Raw genomic sequence first — 21936 nt, forward strand, 5'->3', positions numbered from 1 at the left:
CGGACCGCGCGTCAATGGCCCGCGAACAGCCCTGCCGGCAGATGCAGGCGTACCATGGTCGCGTCCTCGTCGGCTGAGACCAGGAGCGTGGCGTCCAGCCGCGCCAGCATGGCCTCGATCGCCGCCTCGCCGAGCTCCAGGCGTCCGACCAACTCGTCCCGGGATGCCGGCCTGCGTCCCTCGATGCGGCAGGCCAGATCGTAGCCGCCCTCCGCCCCGGCGAGGGACACGGCGGCCGAGGCCGCGCCCTCGGCCCGCAGGATCAACGTATGCAGGATCTCCTCGACCAGCAGGACGCAGGGCGCGGCCGCGTCGATCTCCAGCGCCAGATGCGGGAACTCAGCCGTCATGGGGATCGCGCCGGGCCGGTCCGCCTGGCGCTCCAGCAGCTCGCAGAGTTCGCGCAGGCAGCTCACGAGGTCGACGTCGGTGACCCGGGTCGGGTCGGCGAGATTGCGGAACAGCAGCGCCATGGCATCGATGCGGAACTCGTTCCGCAGCAGGATCGAGCGCGTGTGGCGGCTGCGCTCCCGGGTCCGCTGCATCTGCAGGATCGAGGAGATGACCTGGAGGTTGTTGCGGACCCTGTGCTGCAGCTCCTTCAGCAGGACCCGGGACGAGGACAGAGCCGCGCGCAGCGAATCGTTCATGTGCCGTACGCGCGTCAGGTCGTGGGCCACGACCCCGAACCGGCTGCGCGATTGGGCATCCGGAACGAGCGCGGTGACCAGGACGTCGGCGCAGAGCCGCTCGCCGTCCTTGCGCGTCAACCACCCCTCGTGCCGGGCGCGGCCGGTCCGCGCCGCCGTCTCCAGCAGCTCCGCTGCCGAGGCGCCGTCCGCTCCCTCGCGCGGGACCAGCACGTCCAAGGCGAGATCGGCGCTCTCCTCCTCGGTGTAGCCGAAGATCTTCTGGGCGCCGGCGTTCCAGCTCGTCACCCGGCCGGCCGCGTCCAGCATGAAGATCGCGTAGTCCTCGATGCCGGCCACCAGCAGCCGGAAGCGCGCCTCGCTCTCGCGCAGGCTCTGGCGCGCGATGGCGAGCTGCTGGGCCCGCAGGGTCAGCAGATTGCGCGCGCGGGCCTGGAACTCCCACCGGTCGACCGGGCTCAGCAGGAAATCCGTTGCGCCGGCCTCCAGCGCGGCGTGTCGGACATCCCGATCCTCGTAGGTCGTGACGACGATGACGGGCACGTCGGCCGTCATGGGCGCCGCCCGAAGACGCCGGATCAGCTCGGCCCCGTCGATCTCCGGCATTTTGAAGTCGGTGATCACGAGGTCGGGCGGATCGACCGCAATCTGCTCAAGAATTTCTATGGGGCTTGAAAAAGTACGCACATCGAGATCGCCACCCAGCGCGCGGGAGAAAGTGGCGAGGACCTCTCTGTTCGTGCGCTGGTCATCGACGATGTAGATCCGCGATATCAAGAGATAACCTTTACCTTCATCGTCTGGATTTTATTTCTCCCTCACAGAAGGTGATGGCGGCGATGGGCATCGCCCAGGCGCAAGAATGAGGTAACTATTTCGAATTAACCCTTGCTTTACGGGAATGGCCTTTGGATGACCGCAGCGAACATCGAGTCAGGCCGACTGTCGGTCCGACGCACCGTCCGAGGAGCACGCCATGCTGCTGAGTAACCCGAAGACGTGGGACCGCGCCGAGACCCGTTCCGAAGCGGCCCCCTGCTGGACCGAGGCGACCCATGGCACCGCCATGCCAGCATCGGCGACCGAGGCCGGCGTCGAGCTGGCCTTCGAGGAGCAGATCGGCGCGATGTGGTGTCGCTTCCGCTTCGCAGGCCGCCCGAACTTCTCGGCGCCGCTGCTCGGCGCGCTGCGGAGCTTCCGCGAGGGGCTGCGCGCCGAGCCCGAGGGGCGCGTGCGCTATGTCGTCTACGGATCGACCGAGCCCGGCGTCTTCAACCTCGGCGGCGACCTCGCCCTGTTCTGCCGCGCCATCCGGCTGCGCGACCGGGCGGCGCTGGAGGCCTATGCGACCGCCTGCATCGACGAGTGCTGGGCGAACCACACCTCGCTGTCCCTGCCGCTGCTGACCATCGCGCTGGTCCAGGGCAACGCCTTGGGCGGCGGCTTCGAGGCGGCGCTGTCCAGCAACATGATCGTCGCCGAGCGCAGTGCGCGGTTCGGCCTGCCCGAGGTGATGTTCAACCTCTTCCCCGGCATGGGCGCCTTCAGCTTCCTGTCGCGCCGGATCACGCCGGCCCTGGCCGAGCGCATGATCACCGGCGGCCGCACCTACACGGCCGAGGAGCTTCACGAGATGGGCATCGTCGACGTGCTGGCCGAGGACGGCTGCGGCGAGGACGCCGTGCGCGACTTCATCGCGCGGAACGATCGCCGGCACGCCTCGCTGCGGGCGATCCACCAGGCCCGCCGGCGCGTCAACCCGCTGACCTATAGCGAGCTCGCGGACATCGTCGGCCTCTGGGTGGACACGGCCATGGGTCTCGGCGAGCAGGACCTCCGCACTATGGAGCGCCTGGTCTCGGCCCAGGACCGGCGCCAGAGCCGGCAGACGCGCGCCATTCCGCAATCGCTTCGCGCAGCCGCCTGAACTCGTCGTCGATGGCATCCGCCAGCGCGCCGTCGCCTGCGCCCGACGCACCGGCCGCCCGCTCGGCCGCGGCGCGCCCGGTCTGGGCCGCCGCCAGCAGGCGCGAAAGCCGGACCCCACCGAGATAGCCGGCGCTGCTGCGCAGCGCGTGGGCGTGGTCGCGGAAGGCGGCGCGGTCGCGCCCCGCGGCAGCCGTCTTCAGCGCGGCGACGATGCCGGCTCCGTCACTGAGGAAGTCCGCGATGATGCCGTCGACGACCACGGCATCGCCGGTCACCTGGACGAGTTGGTCCAGCATGCGCGCGTCCAGCACGGGATCCTCGGGATCCGGCCCCGGATCCGATCCCAGCGGCGCCCCGATCGCCGGCCCTTCCCCAATCGGGGCGCCCCCGGGCTGGCGCAGGGAATCAAGTCCCGCCAAGGCTTGGCGCAGCCCGTCCAGGGTGATCGGCTTCGAGAGGAACCCGTCCATCCCCGCCTCGGCGCAGAGCCGCCGGGCCTCCTCGGTCGCCTCGGCGGTCAGGGCCAGGATCGGAAGCCGGTTCCCCGCGGGCTCCATGAAGCGCCACAGCCGGCTCACGTCGAGACCGCTCTTGCGCGGCATGTTCATGTCCAGCAGCACGGCGTCGTAGCCGCCCTGGGCAAGCCTGTCGAGGGCGTCCTCGCCATCCACGGCCAGCTCGGCCCGATGGCCCAGCGCCGTCAGCATGCTTCCGAGGATCTGCCGGTTCACGGGGTTGTCGTCGGCGACGAGGACCGTGAGCCCCGGCCGGTCCTGCTCCTGCTCGGCCGCGGCCGGCGCCTCCACGAGGGGCAGCAGAATCCGGAAGCGGCTGCCCACCCCCACCGTGCTCTCGGCGGTGACGCGGCCGCCCATCAGCGAGACGAGCTGGCGCGAGATCGCGAGCCCCAGCCCCGCCCCGCCATAGGCGCGGTTGATCTCCTCGTCGGCCTGGGTGAAGCGCTCGAAGATGCGTTCCAGGTTCCCGGGCGCGATGCCGATGCCGGTGTCGGCGACCTCGAGCACGAGCGCCGGTGCGCCGCCGGGAAACTCCCCGCGCGCGGCCGACAGGGTGACACTTCCACGCTCCGTGAACTTCACGGCGTTGCCCAGAAGGTTCGCCAGCACCTGCCTGAGGCGGCGCGCATCGCCGAGAATGCGCTCGGGCAGCCCGGGCTCGACCCGAACCTCCACCCGGATCGGCTTGCCGAAGGCCGCCATGGCCGCCATCTCGCGGCATTCGAAGATCAGCTGCGCCGGCGCGAAGGGCGCGGCCTCGACCCGCAGCCGCCCCTCCTCGACCTGGGCCAGGTCCAAGATGTCGCCGACGAGGTCGAGCAGCCCGTCGGCGGCGCCGCGCACGGTGTCCGCGACTTCGCGAGGGTCGACGCGCCCGGGCGAGGAGCGCAGCAGCTCGGCTGCGCCGACAATGGCGGTCAGCGGCGTGCGGAGCTCGTGGGTGACGGTCGCGAGAAAGCGGCCCTTCGACCGGTTGGCGGCCTCGGCCTCGCTCTTCGCCTCGACCAGCCGGCGGATCAGCGAGGCGGCGTAGGCCGGGATGACGCCCAGGGCGATCAGGAGCCCGACGGACAGATGGGGAAGACCGCGCCAGATGGGGGTGGAGGCGACAACCAGGGCGAAGCCGAGGAGGCTCAGGACGGCGGAGATCGCCAGCGCCCGCGTGCCGTAGCGGAAGCCGTTGCCCAGCGTGACCCAGAGATAGATCGGATACCACGCCGCCGCCGCGGCCCCGCCGAGATGCAGGAACAGGGACACGAAGCCGACATCGGCCAGATTGCCGACGACGCGCCGCCATTCCGACGGCGCCGGATCCAGCACGATGTGGACGAACAGCAGGTAGGAAAGGCCCTGGATCGCGGGATAGGTGAGCACCACGTCGAGCAGCGCGGCGTCTCGGCCGGCCAGATAGCTCACGCAGACATAGGCGAAGACGCAGAGCACCAGGCCGATGCGCACGATGTTCTGGTCGTGCTCGGAATCGGCCCTTGCCCCCAGGACCGCATCGACATGGCCGCCAACACCCGACGCCCCGTCCGGCCCAGGGCGCGCCGCGAGCAGCGCGACCAGAAGCGCCGGCGCCAGCAGCGATGCGGCGAGCCCCGCGACGAGCGCCGGGGCATCCGCCCAGAGGCCCGCGGCCCGGGTGCAGACCGCGAAGCCCAGGGAGCCCACGAGCACCGAGACCACGAGGATGCCGCGCCACCCCCGCAAGCCGCCGAAGCGGGCATCGCGGCCCGGCCGGTCCGGCGCGGGGGGGCCTGGAAGGGACGCGACGCCCGCGCTTCTTGACCTTTGGCGCATCGCAGCGTCAACACCGCCGCGGGGCTTTCGTCGCCGTCGCCCGCAGCCCGGCAGGGCTGGCGCTCAGGGCCCGGGCGCGACGACCCGGCGATAGAGGTGCCAGGTCGCATGGCCGAGCACCGGCATCACCACGATCAGGCCGACCAGCAGCGGCAGCGACCCGATGGCAAGGGCGGCCGCGACGATCAGGCCCCAGGCCGCCATGGTGTCCGGGTTCGCCGCCACGGCACGCACCGAGGTCCGGATGGCGGTGGTGACGCCCACCGGCCGGTCCAGGAGGAGCGGGAAGGAGACGACGCTGATCGTCAAGACCAGCACGGCGAAGAGGAACCCGATCCCGATGCCGGCGAAGAGCAGGACCAGCCCCGGGCCCGTCGTGAGCACCGCATGCAGCAGCGCCCCGATCGAAGCCGGCGGCTCCGGCCCGAGCGTCGCCAGATAGAGAAGCTGGGCGGCGAAGAGCCAAGCCAGGAAGATCGCCATCAGGACGAGCCCGAGGGTGAGGATCGCCCCGGACCGTGGCGAGACCAGCACCGCGAGGGCGTCGATCCAGGAGACCGGCAGGCCCTGCTCGCGCCGCCGGCTCATCTCGTAGAGCCCGAAGGCCGCGAAGGGGCCGATCAGCGCGAATCCGGAGACCAGCGGGAAGAGGATCTGCAGAAGGTCGCCGCCGAAAATACCGGCCAGGAGGAGGCCCGCGGCCGGATAGATCAGGCAGACGAAGATCACGTCTGTGCGATAGGCGCCGAAATCCTCGATGCCCTTCATAAGCGCCTCTCGAAGGTCCCCGATCCCGATCCTGCGGATCGCGGGGGCGGAACCGGCCCGTGCCCGCCCATGGGCGGCGTGGCGCCCCGAAGCGGCCGCGCGCGATCGGCTCCGGTACCGATCCATTCCCCATGCGATGGGATGACGGATGATCATCGTCCTTCCTCCCGAACCTGGTTCGAGGGACGCAGGCCAGCCGTGGCAGGACGCCCGATCCGACGCCGGTCACGACATGCCGCGACCCGTCAAGACCCGCGATGATAATCCCGATGCGGTCCATGGGATCGCGCAATTCGGGGTGGTGCTTCTCGCAGGGACCGGCGTCAGGAACCGGCATGGACCCGCGGTGTTCGCCCTGTTGGCAGGGCAGAACGCGAGGGGCGCCGCGGCGTGGCAACGGGATCGATGATGGTCATGGGACCCGTGCTGTTCTTCCGGGGTGCCGAGGCCGGGGCATGGCGCCTGTCCGCCCTGGTGGTGGACCGGGCCGTGCCGCCGCCCCTTCGGACCGCGGCCGGAACGGTGGATCCCGTGCGCCTGTCCGCATGGCGCGGCGCCACCGTGTACCGGTACGACTTCGCGGTCCCGGCGGATGGACCGGGCCCCCACGCCTATTCCATCGGGGAGGGGCGCTGGGACGTCCACACGCCCGCCGGGGGCTCCCTGCATCTGGCCTATACCGCCTGCAACGGCACCGAGGGCGACGGCGCCTGGGGATCCGGCCGGGAGCGCAACGAGCGCTGGCTGCACCTGGCCGCCGCGCACCAGCGCGCGCCCTTCCATCTGCTGCTCCAGGGCGGCGACCAGCTCTATGCCGACGCGCTGTGGCGAACCCCCGTCTTCGCGCAATGGCGGCGCCGGCCCGCGGGGCCGCACCTGTCCACCCCCTTCACGCCCGACATGGACGAGGCGGCGCGCGACTTCTACTTCGAGAGCTACTGCCGCCTGTGGGCTCAGCCGGAGCTGGCGCCGGTCCTCGCATCCATTCCGTCGCTGATGATGTGGGACGACCACGACATCGTGGACGGCTGGGGCAGCTACGACGACGACTGGCAGCAGAGCCCGGTCTTCCGGGGGTTGTGGTCGGCCGCGCGGGAGCACTTCGCCCTGTTCCAGCTCGCCGCCCGGCCCGAGGCCTTGCCCGCGGGCTTCTCCGATCCCGCTGGCCGGCACTTCGCCTGGGCCTTCCAGGCCGGGCGCGTCGGCATCCTGGCTCCGGATCTGCGCTCGGAGCGGAACCGCGGCCGCGTCATGGGCGAGGCGGGCTGGAAGGCCCTCGAGACGGGGCTTGCGGGCCTGTCCGGCTGCCACCACGTCCTGTTCCTCTCCAGCGTTCCCCTGGTGAACGTGCAGCTGGACTTGCTGGAGTGGATCTTCGCCCTGGTGCCCGGGCACCAGGAGTGGCAGGACGACCTGATAGACCAGTGGCCGAGCCTCGCCCACCGGGACGAGTGGGTCCGCCTGCTGCGCCGGCTGCTGGCCTTCTCGGCCGGGCAGGGCGTGACCGTGACCTCGCTCTCGGGCGAGATCCACCTGGGCTCCCTGGGGCTGGTGACCGACGGCATGGCCGAGATCCACCAGCTCACCTCATCGGGGATCGTCCATCCGCCGCCGCCCGCCCATGTCGTCGCCGTCCTGGAGCGCATTGCGGCCCGCCCGCTGCGCGCGGCCGCTGGCCTTTCGGCACGGCTGCTGCCCATGCCCGGCCTGGGCCGCCGCTTCCTGCGGACCCGCAACTGGCTGGAGATCGAGATCGCCGCCGACGGTGCGCTGGCGGCGACGTGGCACGGACGCGACGCGACCGCCTGCCTGCGCCGCGAGGCGCTGGAGCGCCCCAGCTCCTGACGGAAGGCCGGCTCACGCCATGAAGCGTGCGAACCACTCGAGCATCGGCCCGGGTTCGCGCTGGAAATAGGTGTAGCCGTCCCACCGGCGCGTCGTGCCCTCGATCCAGTGCAGCTTCTTGTCGGCAACGGGGATGTTGTCATACACGGCCTGGAGGTCGCTTGGCCGTGTATAGACGTCGTCCCTGACCTGGTAGAGGAAGCTCGGGACCATGACGCTCTTCGCCCATGGCACCGGCGAGAACTGATCGATGGTGAAGCTGGTCTCCTGACGGATCAGCTCGTTCAACTGGTCCATGTAGCTGAGGGGTATGCCGAGCCGTTCGAGACCGCGCGCGAGCGCCACGCCGCTCGACAGCGGCTGCGGCGACACGAGGCAGCGGACGCCGTCGAACGCCTCGGGTCGCCGGGTCATCGCGAAGAACGTGGCGTTTCCCCCTGCGCAGCGGCTGAAGAGGCCGATCTTCATGCCGGCCGTATCCTTCCGGCGACGGACATAGTCCAGCGAGCCGATGACATCGCGGGACTCGTAGCGCCCGACCGAGAAGACGCCATCATTGGCTTTCCCGCTGTGCCCGAAGTTGCGCATGTCATACGCCAGGACGTTGTAGCCGGCGTCATGCAGGATCCTGTAGTCCGGAACGAAATTGACCTCGAAGTCATTCCCTGTGGAGCCGGTCAAGGACCGCCACGGCTCGAGGTGGGACGGCAGTCCGGCACGGTTGAACCAGCGGGGATGGTTCGCAATGACGATCCTGTCGGAGTTCGCGCGGGGGATGAACCAGCCCTCGAGGGGCACGCCGTCTTCGGATGGAAAGAATACATCCTCATAGTCGAGCCCCAGCTCATCGGGCCGATGCAGGATCGGCGCACCGGGCCAGGACTTGAACCCCCTGGCGATGGCCCTCAGTGTTTCGGTGATCTTATCGGGTTCCACGGCTTTCCCTTTCCGAGTCTGCTGGCGAGCGCCTCGGCGCACATGTTTCCAATGATCAGTATGGACGGCGGAGCCGCGCCCCTAATATGTGAAGTGGCCTTCATCTTGTGGATTCGCATATGACTGCCCGGCGGCCGCGGCAGCTAAACCCCCGGAAAATCCCCCGCCAGGCACGGTCCGAGGCGACGGTCCGCGCCATTTTCGAGGCGACCATTCAGGTTCTGCTTCAGCTGGGCTTCGCGCGGCTGACCACGACGCGCGTCGCCGAGAGGGCCGGCGTATCCGTCGGGACGATGTACCAGTACTTTCCGAACAAGGAGGCTCTGCTCCACGCGGTCGTCAGCCACTACCTGGACCGGGTGGCGGCGGCCGTCGAGGAGAGCTGCGCCCGCACGATGGGCAAGCCTCTCGGTACCGCCTCCGATGCGCTCGTCTCGGCCTATGTCATGGCGAAATGCGGGGATATCGCAGCGTCGCAGGCCCTGTACCGCGCGTCATCGGAGCTGGAGGTGTCCGAGCCGGTGACCGCCGCCTTCGGGCGTCTGAACCGGGCCGCCGCCCGTCTCCTTGGCAGCGCTCCCGACGCGGCGTTCGAGGATATCGAGGACGTCGCCTTCTCGCTCGTCGCCGCGCTGACAGGGGCGACCCGCGTCGCCATCGAGAACAATGCCGACCGGCGCGGGCTCGACGCCTTCCACCGGAAAATGCTGGAGATGAGCCGGGCCTTCCTTCACAGCGCCTCCATGGCGCGGAGCAGGCAGTCCGCCGTTCGGGACGAACGACCTGTTCCCTGAGGCAGACCGCCTTCTCCGCACGAGGGCGGGGGCCTACCATGCGCGCACGCTGCGGCTCCCCCTGGCGGGGTATCCGACCCGCCAGGGCACGACGTCACTCGACGAACCGTAACATCCTTTTGCCAGTCTGGCCGCGTCGCCAGGCGGGCGCGGCAGCCCCGGAGCGCTGCGGAGGAGCGGAAGATGGCAGGTCACGCGAAGGCAGGAATTGCAGGCGTCGCACTGCTGGCCCTGGCCACGCTGCTGGGCGGTCCGCCCGGCGCGCGGGCAGGCGACGGCGCGGTCCTTTCGGAGCGGTTCAGGAGCCTGACCGGCGCCAGCGAGTGGCGTCGGGTCTCCGCCGTGCCCGTGCCCTTCGCCACCCACCACCCGCAGGGCTTCGCCAAGGTCGGGGACGCGCTGTTCGTCTCGTCCGTCGAGATCGTCGAGCGCACCCAGCGCTTCCCGCAGCCGGTGGACGGCATGGACCGCAGCGCCGGCAAGGGCGCCGGGCACCTGTTCAAGATGGACCTCGAGGGCAGGCTGCTGGGGCAGATCACCCTGGGCGAGGGCGACATCTATCATCCGGGCGGCATCGACTATGACGGGCGCCATCTCTGGGTGCCGGTCGCCGAGTACCGTCCAAACTCGCGCTCGATCGTCTACCGCGTCGATCCGCAGACGCTGGAGGCCGTCGAGGTGTTCCGCTTTCCCGACCATATCGGCGGGATCGTCCACGACACAGAGGACGGCACGCTGCACGGCGTCAGCTGGGGCTCGCGGCGGTTCTACACCTGGAAGCTCGGCGGGGACGGCCGCTCGGTGTCCGATGCCGGCGTCCCGCCGGAAAAGCTGATGAAGCCGAACCCGAGCTTCTATGTCGATTATCAGGACTGCCAGTATGCCGGCCGCGGCCAGGCCCTGTGCTTCGGCCTGGCCGAGTACCGGACCGCCCCGGGCGCCCCGGCCTTCTCCCTGGGTGGCATGGAGCAGGTCGATCTCCGCGCGGGATCGCCCCTTCATCAGGTGCCGCTCAGGCTGTGGACGGAGAACGGTACGGCGATGTCGCGCAATCCCGTCGAGCTCGAGGCGACGGACACCGGAATCCGGGCCTACTTCATGCCCGAGGACGACCGGAGCCATCTCTTCGTCTACGAGACCGGAGCGACGAGATGACGCGCCAGCCCCGGCACGCCGGCTGCGCCCTTCAGCCGAGCGCCGCGACCGAGGCTGCCAGGCGGTCGATCTCCTCCTCGGTCGTGAAATAGCTGACCGAGGCGCGCACGACCTCGGACAGGCCGCGCGCCCGCATGTCCAGCGGCGTGTATCCCGCGCCGATGGCGGCCAGGTTGATCCGCCGGTCCGCAAGGCGCCGGCGCGCCTCCTGCGCGCCCATGCCCGCGACGGTGAAGGAAACGATGGCCGAGCGCTCGGTCCCGAGATCGCGCAGCGTCACGCCCTGCACCTCGCCCAGGGCTGCCCGGAGCCGTTCCGCAAGGCCGTCGATCCGGGTCCGGATCGTCGGCACGCCGAGGGCGAGGCATTCGCGGATCGCGGCGCCCAGGCCGAGCTGCAGGGCGAAGGCGTTCTCGCTGGTCTCGAACCGGCGCGCATCGTCCCGCAGGGCCGGGCCATCCCCGGTCCAGGGCGCCGAGAGCACGTCCAGGAACGCCGGCCGGAGGGTGTCCAGGAAACCGCGCCGGACATAGAGCAGCGCGGTTCCCCTGGGCCCGCGCAGGTACTTCCGCCCGGCGCCCTTGAGCACGTCGCAGCCGATCTCGCGGACATCGGCGGGCACCTGCCCGAGGGCCTGACCGGCATCGACGAAATAGGGGATGCCCGCCGCGCGCGCGATCCCGCCGATGGCGGCTGCCGGGTTGATCAGCCCGCCATTGGCGGGAAGCCAGGTCAGCGCGATCAGGCGGACCCGCGAATCGATCATCCCCGCCAGCGCCTCGGGCGAGACCGTACTGTCCTCGGCGCAGGGAATCGTCTCGACAGAGGCGCCGGCGCGGTCCGCCGCGGCGTGCATCGTCGCGAGATTGCCGCCCCATTCGTGCCGCCCGACCAGGATCCGGTCGCCGGGCCGCAGCGGCGGCAGGGCCGCGAAGGCGCTGCCCCAGCCCTGGGAACCGCTGCCCGTCAGCGCGATCTCCGCGGTATCGCAGTTCAGCAGTGCGGCCGCGGCCCTGCGCGTTTCCTGGACGGCGTCGGCGACGGCGATCCCGGCCTCGCTCGGGCCGAGGAAAGCCTCGCGCTGGAGATGCTCGGTGACGGCCCGCAACGTGCCCAGCGAGGGCAGCGAGCAGCTCGAATGGTTGAAATGCGTCAGGGTCGCGCAGCCCGGCGTTTGCGCGCGGACCCGCTCGACGTCGTCGAGCGTCATGATGTCCGGGGGCGTCATGGCGCGCTACCCTCGCCGGCCAGCTCGACGATCGCGTCCACCTCGACGGCGACGCCGCGCGGCAGCGAAACGACGCCCACCGCGGTCCGGGCGTGCCGCCCGGCCTCGCCCAGCACGGCGACCATCAGGTCGGACGCGCCGTCGGCCACCTGGGAGTGCCGGTCGAACTCCGCCGTCGCGCTCACGAAGACGCCGAGCCGCAGGATCTTCCGCACCCGCGCCGCCTCGCCGCCGACCGCGGCCGAGACATGGGCCAGGACGCTCAGGGCGCAGAGTGCGGCCGCCTGCCGCCCGTCCTCGACGGACAGCGCCTCGCCGACCCGGCCGAGCGGGCCCGGGCTGCCGTCGCGCTGGCAGACCTGCCCCGAGATGAAGAGCAGGTTGCCGGCCCGCGTGCTCGATACGTAGTTCGCCGCCGGCGCCGTCGGCTCGGGCAGCACGTATCCGGCCGCCCGCACCCGTTCCGCGATGGTCCCCGCCATGATGCCCCTCCCCAGCTCGTCGTGCGCAGGAGCCTAGGCGCCGGCGCGGAGCCTGACGAATCCGAAGATTTCACGCCTGGGGTGAACGGGATTCATGCATGGGACGCCGCTTCCTCCGCCAGCCAGTCCGCGAAGATCTCGGCCTCGGGCGTTCCGCCCGCGGCGGGCAGGAGGATCCAGTACGCCGTCGCGTCCGTCACAGCCGTCCCGGGAAACGGCTCGACGAGGCTGCCGTCGCGCAGCCGCTCGGAAAGCAGCGCGCGCCGCCCCATGGCTACGCCCTGCCCTTCCAACGCCGCCTGCAGGACGATGTTGTAGTCGTGCAGCATGACCTCGCGCGCGCCTGAGAGATCCACTCCGGCGGACCGGGACCAGGCCGGCCATTCCAGGGGCTCGCGCGAATAGGAGAGCAGCAGCGGATGCCCGAGGACGTCCCTGGGCTCGCGCAGTGGCGGGCCGCGCTCCAGCAGGGCGGGGCTGCACACGGGGCAGATCCGCTCGCCCATCAGCCGACGGCTGCGCACGCCCTCCCAGCCGCCCCTGCCGTACCGCACGGCCAGGTCGATCCCCTCGGCCGCCAGGTCCACGGGACGGATCGCCGGGTCCAGGATCACCGTGATCCCCTGGTGGAGCGCATTGAAGCGCGGCAGGCGCGACACCAGCCAGTTAGCCGCAAAGGAGGCGAGCAGGCTGACCCGCAGCAGCCGCGGGGCCGGCCCTCGCAGGCGCGCCGTTTCGCCCGCGATCCGGTCGAAGGCCTCGGCAACCACCGCCAGGTACCGTGTCCCCGCCTCGGTGAGATCGACGCCGCGGGTGCGCCGGGTGAAGAGCGGCACGCCCAGCTCCGCCTCGAGCTTCCTGATCTGGTGGCTGATCGCGCTCTGCGTGACCAGCAGCTCCGCCGCTGCCCGTCCGAAGCTCCTGTGCCGCGCGGCGGCCTCGAAGGCGCGCAGGGCCGGCAGGGAGGGGAGCGGGCGGCGGGTCCGGTGGTCCATCACCGGCGAGCTTCCGCGCGCCGCGGGACCGCCGTCAAGAAGGGAGCCGTCGGCAGTGGCGGGCGCGGGCGGCGCATCGGCTCCTTGCGGCCGCCCTGGCCCGCCCCGCATCCTGGCGGACCCTGCACGACGTCCCTTGCACGACGACCGGAGCCCGCCATGCCAGCCCTTCCGCCCGCGGACACCTTGACCGTGGGCTTCGCCCATGCGGCCTACCAGCTCGGCGCGGAATTCGCGGCGCGCCGGCACCCCGCCCGCTTCTTCGAGGTGCGCACGCTCGATGCGCTGCGCAGCCGGATCGCCGAGGCCGACGTGCTCGTCGTCTCGGGCCTGTGGCGCAACGACCTCGTCCAGACGGCGGGCCGGCTCCGCTTCATCCAGTCCATCAGCGCCGGCACGGACCAGTTCGACAGGGATCTGCTGGCGCGCTCCGGCATCCGCCTGGCCAGCGCGCAGGGTGCCAACGAGCGCGCGGTGGCCGAGCATGCCATGGCCCTGATCCTGTCGCTGTCCCGCCAGCTCCACCTCGCCCGCGACCACCAATCCGCGCGCCGCTGGCGGCCGATGATCGGCGAGCGCGACCGGCGCGAGGACGAGATCCATGGCAAGACGCTGGTGGTGGTGGGCCTCGGCCGCATCGGCCTGCGGCTGGCCGGCCTGGCCCGGGCCTTCGGCATGCGGGTCGTCGGCGTGAGGCGCCGGCCGGATCCCTCGGCCCCCGTCGATGCGGTCGTCCCTCCCGGGCGCCTGCGCGAGGTGCTGGCCGAGGCCGACATCCTGGCGCTGACATGCCCGCTGACGCCCGAGACCGAGGGGCTGATCGGCCCGGGCGAGCTCGGCGCGCTGAAGCCCGGCGCCTTCCTGGTGAACGTGGCCCGCGGCCGCGTCGTGGTCGAGGACGCGCTCGTCGAGGCTCTGCGCGACGGCCGCCTCGCCGGGGCAGGGCTCGACTGCTTCCACGAGGAGCCGCTGCCGCCCGGTTCCCCGTTCTGGACGCTTCCCAACGTCGTCGTGACTCCCCACAGCGCCGGCGAGACGCGCCGCTACGAGACCAATGTCGTCGATATCCTGATGGAGAATCTGGACCGCCTCGGTCGCGGGGAGGAGACGCTGCGCAACGGCCTGTGCTGAGCCGTTCCGAGAGGATCCATCTAGAAAAACGATGGATTCGATCGAGAATGATAGGCTACGCAGGGAGGAGGATGGGGTCTAGCTTTCCTTCATCAGCGGCGCACGCCGCCTCTCGCAGAAGGAACCCAGCCATGAAGACCCTTTCCACCGCCCTCATCGCCGCCGCCCTGCTGGGCGCCGCCCCCGCCGTCGCCAGCGACATCGCCTCCGGCCAGAACCTGTTCCACGGCTCGACCACGCTGCGCTCCTATGCGGCGCGGGACACTGCGGTCCAGGCCCCCGTCACGGCCCGGCAGGCCACCGCCCCGCAGGCCGCTGCCTCCGCCGCCACGACCCAGGGCGGCGCCGGCCAGGACCGGGTCCAGGTCGCCGGGACCGACTTCCTGCGCCCCTACGCACATTGAGCGAGGCCTCCGCCCGCCGCCGCGCCCCTTCCCCGGCAGCCCCGGGAAAGGGCCGGCAGGCCCGGCGCCGCAGGAGCGACGGCCCCCATCGAGGCGGTGCAGCCACGGGTTGCACCGCCTCGATGCGTTTCGGAAGGGCGCGGCTGCAAGCTCGGCTGTTCCTATTGCGGCCGCGAGACCGTAGAGTTCCCTGACGATCCCGCGGGCGAAGCATCTGTCGCGCCGCGGAACGGGACGAGGAGGTGATGCGGATGGTGCGGCTGGCCTTGGTGTCTCAGGACGCGCCCGGGGCCCGGGAGCGCGCGGTGATGCTGGACGGGGTCCGGATCACCTTCGATCTTGCCGGCGGCGGGACCTACGAGGCCGTCGACACGGTCCACCTCGCCGTGGAGGAGCACGAGTTCGTCGCGATCGTCGGCCCCACGGGCTGCGGCAAGTCCACCCTGCTGAACGCGGCCGCGGGGCTGCTGAAGCCGTCGGCGGGCACCGTGCGGATCTTCGGCGAGCCCCTGTCGGGCCTGAACCGGCGTGCCGGCTATCTCTTCCAGCAGGATTCGCTGATGCCCTGGAAGACCGCCCTCGAAAACGTGGCCATCGGGCTGGAGGTCGCCGGCACCCCGGCGCGCGAGGCGCGGGATCGGGCGCGGGACTGGCTCGGGCGCGTCGGGCTGGGCGCCTTCTGCGAGCGCTACCCGCACATGCTGTCCGGCGGCCAGCGCAAGCGCGTCGGCCTCGCGCAGGTGCTGATCCGCGACCCCAAGATCCTCTTCATGGACGAGCCGTTCGGACCGTTGGACGCGCAGACGCGCCTGATCATGGGCGACCTGCTGCTGAGCCTGTGGTCCACGGACAAGAAGGCCGTGATGTTCGTGACCCACGACCTGGAGGAGGCGATCGCCCTGGCCGATCGGGTCGTGATCATGTCGGCCGGCCCAGCGGCCCGGATCATCGGCGACTACCGCATACCGCTGGCGCGGCCGCGCGACATCGCCGAGATCAAGCTCGACCCCCAGTTCCACGAGGCCCACCGGGAGATCTGGCACGCCCTGAAGGAGGAAGTGCTCAAGGGCTACCGGCAGGGGGACAGGAGCTGAGCCATGTCCCGTACGTTCCTTCTCCTCCTCCAGGTGCTGGTCGCCGTCGTGATCGTCCTGCTCTGGCACGTCGCCTCGTCGACGGGCCTCTTCGGGGATCCCAAGACCATCCGGTTCTTCTTCTCGACGCCGGTCGACGTTGTGACGCGCATCGGCACATGGTTCGCGGGCGGCACCATCTGGTACCACCTGGGGATCACGCTTCTGGAATCGGCGCTGGCCTTCGGTCTCGGCTCCGTCGGCGGGGTGGTGATCGGCTTCTGGTTCGCCCGTAGGCCGATGCTCGCGGCGGTCTTCGACCCCTACGTGAAGGCGGCCAACGCCCTGCCGCGCGTGGTCCTCGCCCCGATCTTCGCACTGTGGCTCGGCCTGGGGATCTGGTCCAAGGTCGCGCTCGGCATCACGCTGGTCTTCTTCATCGTCTTCTTCAACGTCTACCAGGGCGTGAAGGAGGTGAGCCCGGCGGTGCTCGCCAACGCGCGAATGCTCGGCATGAACGAGCGCCAGCTTCTGCGGCACGTCTACCTGCCCTCGGCGCTGAGCTGGATGTTCTCGTCGCTGCACACCTCGGTCGGCTTCGCCGTGGTGGGTGCGGTGGTCGGCGAGTATCTCGGGTCCTCGGCTGGCCTCGGCTACCTGATCCACCAGGCCGAGGGGGTCTTCGACGTGACCGGCGTCTTCGCGGGCATGTTCGTGCTGATGGCCTTCGTGATCCTGATCGACTGGATCGTCACCAAGGTCGAGAACCGGCTCCTGATCTGGCGGCCGAGGCCGGCCACGGCGGCGGGCTGAACGGGCCCGGCGCGTCTTAACCACCAACGAACACGAGGAGGAATGCCATGAGGTTTCTGAGGGTCCTGGCCGCCGGCCTGACGCTGGCCCTGGCGGGCGGCGCGCTCGCCCCGGTGCAGGCGCAGGAGAAGAAGGACGTCAGCCTCGCGGTCGGCGGCAAGCCGCTGCTCTACTACCTGCCCCTCACCATCGCCGAGCGGAAGGGCTTCTTCAAGGAGGAGGGGCTGAACGTCGAGATCAACGATCTCGGCGGCGGATCCAAGGCCCTCCAGGCGCTGATCGGCGGCTCGGTCGACGTGGTGACCGGCGCTTACGAGCACACGCTGCGCATGCAGCAGAAGGGGCAGGACATCCGCGCCGTCGCCGAGCTCGGCCGCTTCCCCGCGATCGTGATCGGCGTGCGCAAGGACCTCGCCGACAAGGTCAAGTCCGCCAAGGATTTCAAGGGGCTGAAGATCGGCGTCACGGCGCCGGGCTCATCGACGGCCATGATGGCGCAGTACGCGATGGTGAAGGCCGGCCTCGCCCCCAGCGACGCCTCGATCATCGGCGTCGGCGGCGGCGCCTCGGCGGTGGCGGCCGTGAAGCAGGGCCAGGTCGACGTGATCTCGCACCTGGATCCCGTGATTGCGAAGCTCGAGGCCGACAAGGACATCGTGACCCTGATCGATACGCGCACCGAGCAGGGGACCAAGGATCTCTTCGGCGGGTCCAACCCGGCCGCCGTGGTCTATGCCAAGACCGACTTCATCGAGAAGAACCCCGAGACCACGCAGCGCCTCGTCAACGCCTTCGTGAAGGCGCTGAACTGGATCCGTACCGCCTCGCCCGAGGAGATCGCGGCAGCCGTCCCGGACGAATACCATCTCGGCGACAAAGGCCTTTACGTCGCCGCGGTGAAGAGCTCCAAGGAAAGCTATTCCCGCGACGCGATCGTCCAGAAGGCGGGCATGGAGAGCGTCGTCGGCATGCTGAAGACGCTGGAGCCGGAATTCGCGAACGCCCAGTTCGACACCGCGAAGACCTTCGATCCGCGTTTCGTGGAGAAGGCGCAGAAGCGCTGAGCGGACCCAGGGGACCACGGGCCCGGGCCCGTGGTCCCGACTGGGGTCTCAGACCGTCATCACGATCTTGCCGAAATGGGCATTGGCCCGCATCCGGGCCAGCGCTTCGGCGGCCTCGTCCAGCCGGTAGGTGCGGTCGACGGGCAGGCGCAGCCTGCCCTCCGCCAGGGCGGGCCAGAGATCCCTGCGCATGGCAGCCGTGATGGCGCGGACCTCCTCGAGCGAGCGGGTCCGGAAGGTCACGCCGATATAGGCGATGCGCTTGAGCGCGTGCAGGTCGAAGTCGAACTCGCCCGTGAAGCCGCCGAGTCGGCCGACATTCACGATGCGCCCGCGGACGGCCGAGGCCTTCATGTTGGCGTTGGCGACACCGCCCGAGATCTGGTCGACGATCAGGTCGAGGCCGCGGCCGCCGGTCGCCTGGAGCACGCGCTCGGGCCATCCGGGATCGCGGCTGTCTACGACGAGGTCCGCCCCGAACTCCGCGAGCCGGGCACGCCGGTCCGGATTTGTCGAGCTTCCGACGACCAGGCCGGCGCCCATCAGCCTGGCGATCTGCAGGCCCATCAGCCCGACGCCCGTGCTGGCGCCCTGGATCATCACGGCCTCGCCGGCAGCCAGCCTGCCATTGGTGACCAGGGCGTCGTGCATGGTCTGGAGCGCGATGGGCAGCGTGGTCGCGACCTCGAACGCCATGGCCGGGTCCGGCACGGGCAGAACCCGCCCCCAGTCGGTGGCTGCCAGCTCGGCATAGCCGCCGCCACCCGAGCCCATGACCCGGTCGCCGGGCTTCAGCCCCGGGGGCACCTCGGCCCCGACCTCGACCACCTCGCCCGCCCATTCCATGCCGAGCACGGCGCCGGGCCCACCCTGCGAGCCGTGCATGCGCCCGCTCGCCATGATCAGGTCGGCGCGGTTCAGACTGCAGGCCCGGATGCGGACAAGAACCTCGTTCGGCTTCGGGGACGGCGGCGGGACGTCGCGGATCTCGACACCGGACTCACCCAGGACGGCGGCCTTCATGTTTCCTCGGGAAGCTGCTGGCGGAGCGGAGGAGCTTAGGCCGCAACCGCGGCCTCGGGGAAGCGCCGCCGCGTCGGCACCGCGGGGAAACGCCTTCAGGCCTGCCGCACGTCGCGCTTCAGCATCTTGACGAGCAGCCGGTCGAGCTGTCGCGGCGTGACGGGCTTGTAGAGGACGTCGAGGCCGTGGGCGACCGCGTCGCGCCGGCATTCCGGCCCCGTCTCCCCGGTCAGGAGCGCGCTGGGCAGCCGCCGGCCGAGGCGATTCCAGATCCCGAGGATCGCGTCGGTCCCGACCCGCTCGTCCCGCAGCCGGTAGTCCGCCAGCACGATATCGGGCGGCAGGGCATCGCTTCCGATGCGGTCCAACGCCTCCTCCACCGAGCTGACGGCCACGACCCGCCATCCCCAGTCCTTCAGGATGGCCTCGAGACCCAGGAGAACGCTCGGGTCGTCGTCCACCACAAGGACCGTGCGCCCGGCATCCGAGCACTGGAGGGGCGCCGGCCGCGCCTCCTCCTCGGCCGCCTCCGCCAGCGGCACGTCCACGGAGAAGACGGATCCCTTCCCCGGCTCGGACCGGACATCAATCCGGTGCTCCAGGAGAATGCCCAGGCGCCGGACGATGCTGAGGCCGAGCCCGAGGCCGTGCTGGCGGTCGCGCTCGGGATTGCCGAGCTGATGGAACTCCTCGAAGATCGCGTCGAGGCTGTAGGCCGGGATGCCTGGCCCCGTGTCGCACACCTCGAGGCGAAGCGTCCCATCAGATTCCTGGCAGTGCAACTCGACCCCGCCGCGCTCGGTGTACTTGAACGCGTTCTCGACGAGGTTGCGCAGCATGCGGCCGAGCAGGGTCGGATCGGAGCGGACGGTGGCGCCGCTGCCCGTGACGTCCCAGCTCAGCGACCGCGCGGCGGCAACGTGGGCATAGGCGGCGCGGATGTGGTCGAGCAGGCCCGAGATGCGGAACTGTTCGATGGTGGGCTCGATCACGCCGGCATCGAGCCGCGAGACGTCCAGAAGGGCGTCCAACAGGCCCTTCAGCGTATCCAGGCTGCGCTCAAGGTGCTGGAACTGCTCGGCCCGCGCGGGATCCCCGGCCATGTTCCTGGCGAGCGCGCCGGCGAACAGGATCGCCGATTGCAGCGGCTGGCGCAGATCGTGGCTGGCGGCCGCCAGGAACCGGGACTTGGACTGGTTCGCGCGCTCGGCCTCCTCCTTCGCGGCCCTGTGCGCGTCCTCGAGCAACTTGCGCTCGGTGACGTCGATGCACAGGCCGGTCATGCGCAGGGGGCGCCCCGTCGCATCGCAGGTGGACCGCCCGAGCCCCATGATCCACCGCATTCCCTTCACCGGATGCATGATGCGGTACTCGACCTGCAGCTCCGGGTGGTCGTGCCGCAGCGCCTCCAGGAACTGCCCGGCGACCCGATCGAAGTCGTCGGGGTGCATCACGTGCTTCCAGGCATCCGTCGGGGTCGCGAAGTCCACGGGATCGACGCCGAACAGCCGGTACAGGCCTTCGGACCAGGTCAGCGCGCCTCCCGCGGCATCCCAGTCCCACACGCCCGCATTCGCGGCGGACAGGGCAAGGTGCAGCCGGGCGGCGCGGCGCAGCACGTCTTCCACCTCGGTCGTGGAGGCGGTCTCCCGGACGAGGACGAGGGCGCTTGCACCGGCCGCCGCGCCGATCGGGATCTCCAGGCGGTCGAGCGAGACCTGGATCATCCCGCCATCCACGCAGAGCAGCGACTGCAGCACATCGACGGGACCGGTGCCTGTCGGGACCCCGGATGGGCGGATGACCGTCTCCGGCTCGCCAAGGGTCGCGGGAAGGAGCTCGACGATGCTCCGCCCTGGCAGCGACTCGCCCGAATACCCCGTCAGCCGCAGGAACGCGGCATTGGCCTCAAGGATGCTTTCACCGGGCCCAAGCAGGAGCATTGGGGCACGGGATCCCTGGAAATCCACGGGAACCGCTTTCGCGCCAGCGGAAGGCGTACCGATGCCGGCCGGTGCGCCGGGCTTGGCCGCAGAGCCCTGCCGGCCCAGGAGGCACAGGGCCGCCCGGAGCACCTCGTCACGATTGGTATAGCGCCCGGCAGCGATCTCGCTGTCGATGAATTCGTCAAGTTCGGGGGGGAGCGACACGTTCCCGCCGAGGCGCGCCATCAGGTTCCGCCCAAAATTTACTCCTCCTTAAGTATGGCCCGACTGCTTCGGCAAGGGAAGAGCGCCGCCACGCATCTCCGCGCTGTCCCATGAATGTCTTGCATTGCCACATCAGATTTCAACGGGCATTAGCCGCCACACTCAGAGTTGCAGGCCGTTGCCCGGGTCCCACATGGCTCACGCGTCCAGCGGCCAGCGCGGCCCCTGAGGCGCCCTATCGCGTCCACAGCGCATGCTCCCCGACGACGTCCTCGATGATCGCCAGGGCCGGCCTTTCCGCCGGGTTGGTCGCGCTGTCCTGCGCCAGCACGAGCAGCGCCTTCCACAGCGCCCAGCCACGGGCCCGCGCCCACATGGCCGCGTCGACCCCGACCGCGTTGCGGAACGCACTGCGGCTTTCACCCGACAGGAACGTCCAGGCGAGGACCAGATCGCAGGCGGGATCGCCGACCGCGGAGCTTCCGAAATCGATCACCGCCGAGAGCCCGCCCCCCTCGACCAGAAGGTTGCCGACCGCGACGTCGCCATGGACCCACACCTCGGGGCCAGTCCACGCCGCACGCAAGGCAGCCTCCCAGGTCGCGATCGCCCCCGCCACGTCGATCCGGTCGCGCATGGCCCCAATGGTCGCTCTCGTCTCCGCGTCGTAGACCTGCAGCGCGCCGCCACGATGGAAATTGCCGGGCCCCGCGGGCGGTCCGCCAGCAGGGTCGATCTCCCGGAGCGCCAGGAGGAAGCGGGCAACGTCCCGCGCGAAGCCCGGCATGTCCCCGATGCGATCGCGCGATGCCGGCGCCCCGTCCAGCCAGCGATAGACGGACCAGGGAAAGGGGTACGGCCCGGCCGGCGAGCCCAGGGCCACCGGCGCGGGAATGGGAAATGGAAGGCGGGGCGCGAGCGCCGGGAGCCAGCGGTATTCCTTCTCGACCTGGGGGACATAGCTCCTGGCGCTGGGCAGCCGCATCTTGAGATCACTGCCGAGCCGGAAGGTCCGGTTGTCCCAGCCGTCCAAGGGGACCGGCGCCACGGGGAGATGCGACCAACACGGAAACTGCGTCCGGATCAGGTCCCGGACCAGCGCCTCGTCGATGTGAACGCGACCGTCGCCACCCATCGGACCCCGCCCATGCATGAAGCACCGTCAGCCCTGGCAA

Annotated in this window: 19 protein-coding genes; 9 read left to right on the plus strand and 10 right to left on the minus strand. The window is 70.5% G+C overall.

Annotated features, from left to right (window positions below):
* Positions 1-11: 11 nt before the first annotated feature.
* Positions 12-1427 (minus strand): response regulator, encoded by a 1416-nt coding sequence (locus tag JUB13_RS22510; RefSeq protein WP_207482885.1) that lies wholly within the window; start codon positions 1425-1427, stop codon positions 12-14.
* Positions 1428-1626: 199 nt separating this feature from the next.
* On the opposite strand from JUB13_RS22510, the gene JUB13_RS22515 reads away from it, so the two are divergent.
* Entirely contained in the window at positions 1627-2577 is a 951-nt protein-coding gene (locus JUB13_RS22515; protein WP_207482887.1) for a crotonase/enoyl-CoA hydratase family protein, read from the plus strand.
* Here the strand turns inward: JUB13_RS22515 and JUB13_RS22520 are convergent.
* Positions 2492-4810: an ATP-binding protein gene (locus JUB13_RS22520; protein ID WP_207482889.1), complete on the minus strand. Its 2319-nt coding sequence runs from the start codon at positions 4808-4810 to the stop codon at positions 2492-2494. The genes JUB13_RS22515 and JUB13_RS22520 overlap by 86 nt on opposite strands.
* 153 nt (positions 4811-4963) lie before the next feature.
* Complete coding sequence (locus JUB13_RS22525) at positions 4964-5668, minus strand: DUF2189 domain-containing protein (protein WP_236025148.1); 705 nt, start codon at positions 5666-5668, stop codon at positions 4964-4966.
* Positions 5669-6058: 390 nt separating this feature from the next.
* Here JUB13_RS22525 and JUB13_RS22530 point away from each other — a divergent pair, with 390 nt between their 5' ends.
* Positions 6059-7513: an alkaline phosphatase D family protein gene (locus JUB13_RS22530; protein ID WP_207482893.1), complete on the plus strand. Its 1455-nt coding sequence runs from the start codon at positions 6059-6061 to the stop codon at positions 7511-7513.
* Positions 7514-7525: 12 nt separating this feature from the next.
* Here the strand turns inward: JUB13_RS22530 and JUB13_RS22535 are convergent, their stop codons facing one another.
* On the minus strand, positions 7526-8449 hold the full coding sequence (locus JUB13_RS22535; protein WP_207482895.1) for an alpha/beta hydrolase family protein: 924 nt from the start codon (positions 8447-8449) through the stop codon (positions 7526-7528).
* A gap of 119 nt (positions 8450-8568) precedes the next feature.
* On the opposite strand from JUB13_RS22535, the gene JUB13_RS22540 reads away from it, so the two are divergent.
* Entirely contained in the window at positions 8569-9243 is a 675-nt protein-coding gene (locus JUB13_RS22540; protein WP_207482897.1) for a TetR/AcrR family transcriptional regulator, read from the plus strand.
* A 183-nt stretch (positions 9244-9426) separates the two neighbouring features.
* Entirely contained in the window at positions 9427-10398 is a 972-nt protein-coding gene (locus JUB13_RS22545; protein ID WP_207482899.1) for a DUF6454 family protein, read from the plus strand.
* Between the two features lie 31 nt (positions 10399-10429).
* Here the strand turns inward: JUB13_RS22545 and JUB13_RS22550 are convergent, their stop codons facing one another.
* The 3 genes from JUB13_RS22550 to gcvA form a co-directional block, all read right to left on the minus strand.
* Complete coding sequence (locus tag JUB13_RS22550; RefSeq protein WP_207482901.1) at positions 10430-11626, minus strand: aminotransferase class V-fold PLP-dependent enzyme; 1197 nt, start codon at positions 11624-11626, stop codon at positions 10430-10432.
* On the minus strand, positions 11623-12108 hold the full coding sequence (locus tag JUB13_RS22555; RefSeq protein ID WP_207482903.1) for a RidA family protein: 486 nt from the start codon (positions 12106-12108) through the stop codon (positions 11623-11625). The genes JUB13_RS22550 and JUB13_RS22555 overlap by 4 nt, the downstream gene beginning before the upstream one ends.
* Positions 12109-12200: 92 nt before the next feature.
* The gene (gene gcvA, locus JUB13_RS22560) at positions 12201-13103 is read right to left on the minus strand and encodes a transcriptional regulator GcvA (protein WP_207482905.1); all 903 of its coding nucleotides are present in this window, start codon (positions 13101-13103) and stop codon (positions 12201-12203) included.
* Positions 13104-13262: 159 nt separating this feature from the next.
* Between gcvA and JUB13_RS22565 the strand changes: the two genes are divergently transcribed.
* The 5 genes from JUB13_RS22565 (at position 13263) to JUB13_RS22585 (ending at position 17588) form a co-directional block, all read left to right on the plus strand.
* Positions 13263-14234, plus strand: a complete 972-nt coding sequence (locus tag JUB13_RS22565) for a D-2-hydroxyacid dehydrogenase (protein ID WP_207482907.1) — start codon at positions 13263-13265, stop codon at positions 14232-14234.
* Positions 14235-14365: 131 nt separating this feature from the next.
* Positions 14366-14638: a hypothetical protein gene (locus tag JUB13_RS22570; protein ID WP_207482909.1), complete on the plus strand. Its 273-nt coding sequence runs from the start codon at positions 14366-14368 to the stop codon at positions 14636-14638.
* Positions 14639-14883: 245 nt separating this feature from the next.
* Entirely contained in the window at positions 14884-15732 is an 849-nt protein-coding gene (locus JUB13_RS22575; protein ID WP_236025149.1) for an ABC transporter ATP-binding protein, read from the plus strand.
* A 3-nt stretch (positions 15733-15735) separates the two neighbouring features.
* Positions 15736-16524 (plus strand): ABC transporter permease, encoded by a 789-nt coding sequence (locus JUB13_RS22580; protein ID WP_207482911.1) that lies wholly within the window; start codon positions 15736-15738, stop codon positions 16522-16524.
* Between the two features lie 47 nt (positions 16525-16571).
* Positions 16572-17588 carry an ABC transporter substrate-binding protein gene (locus tag JUB13_RS22585; protein ID WP_207482913.1) on the plus strand — a complete coding sequence of 339 codons (1017 nt, stop codon included), beginning with the start codon at positions 16572-16574 and terminating at the stop codon, positions 17586-17588.
* Between the two features lie 48 nt (positions 17589-17636).
* Here JUB13_RS22585 and JUB13_RS22590 read toward each other — a convergent pair whose 3' ends face one another.
* The 3 genes from JUB13_RS22590 to JUB13_RS22600 all read right to left on the minus strand — a co-directional run bounded on the left by JUB13_RS22590 (position 17637) and on the right by JUB13_RS22600 (position 21896).
* Positions 17637-18611 carry a zinc-binding dehydrogenase gene (locus JUB13_RS22590; protein WP_207482915.1) on the minus strand — a complete coding sequence of 325 codons (975 nt, stop codon included), beginning with the start codon at positions 18609-18611 and terminating at the stop codon, positions 17637-17639.
* A 95-nt stretch (positions 18612-18706) separates the two neighbouring features.
* Positions 18707-20782 (minus strand): ATP-binding protein, encoded by a 2076-nt coding sequence (locus JUB13_RS22595; RefSeq protein WP_207482917.1) that lies wholly within the window; start codon positions 20780-20782, stop codon positions 18707-18709.
* A gap of 214 nt (positions 20783-20996) precedes the next feature.
* Entirely contained in the window at positions 20997-21896 is a 900-nt protein-coding gene (locus JUB13_RS22600) for an aminoglycoside phosphotransferase family protein (RefSeq protein ID WP_207482919.1), read from the minus strand.
* Positions 21897-21936: the final 40 nt, after the last annotated feature.

Source organism: Arenibaculum pallidiluteum (genome assembly GCF_017355985.1).
Lineage (GTDB): Bacteria > Pseudomonadota > Alphaproteobacteria > Azospirillales > Azospirillaceae > Arenibaculum > Arenibaculum pallidiluteum.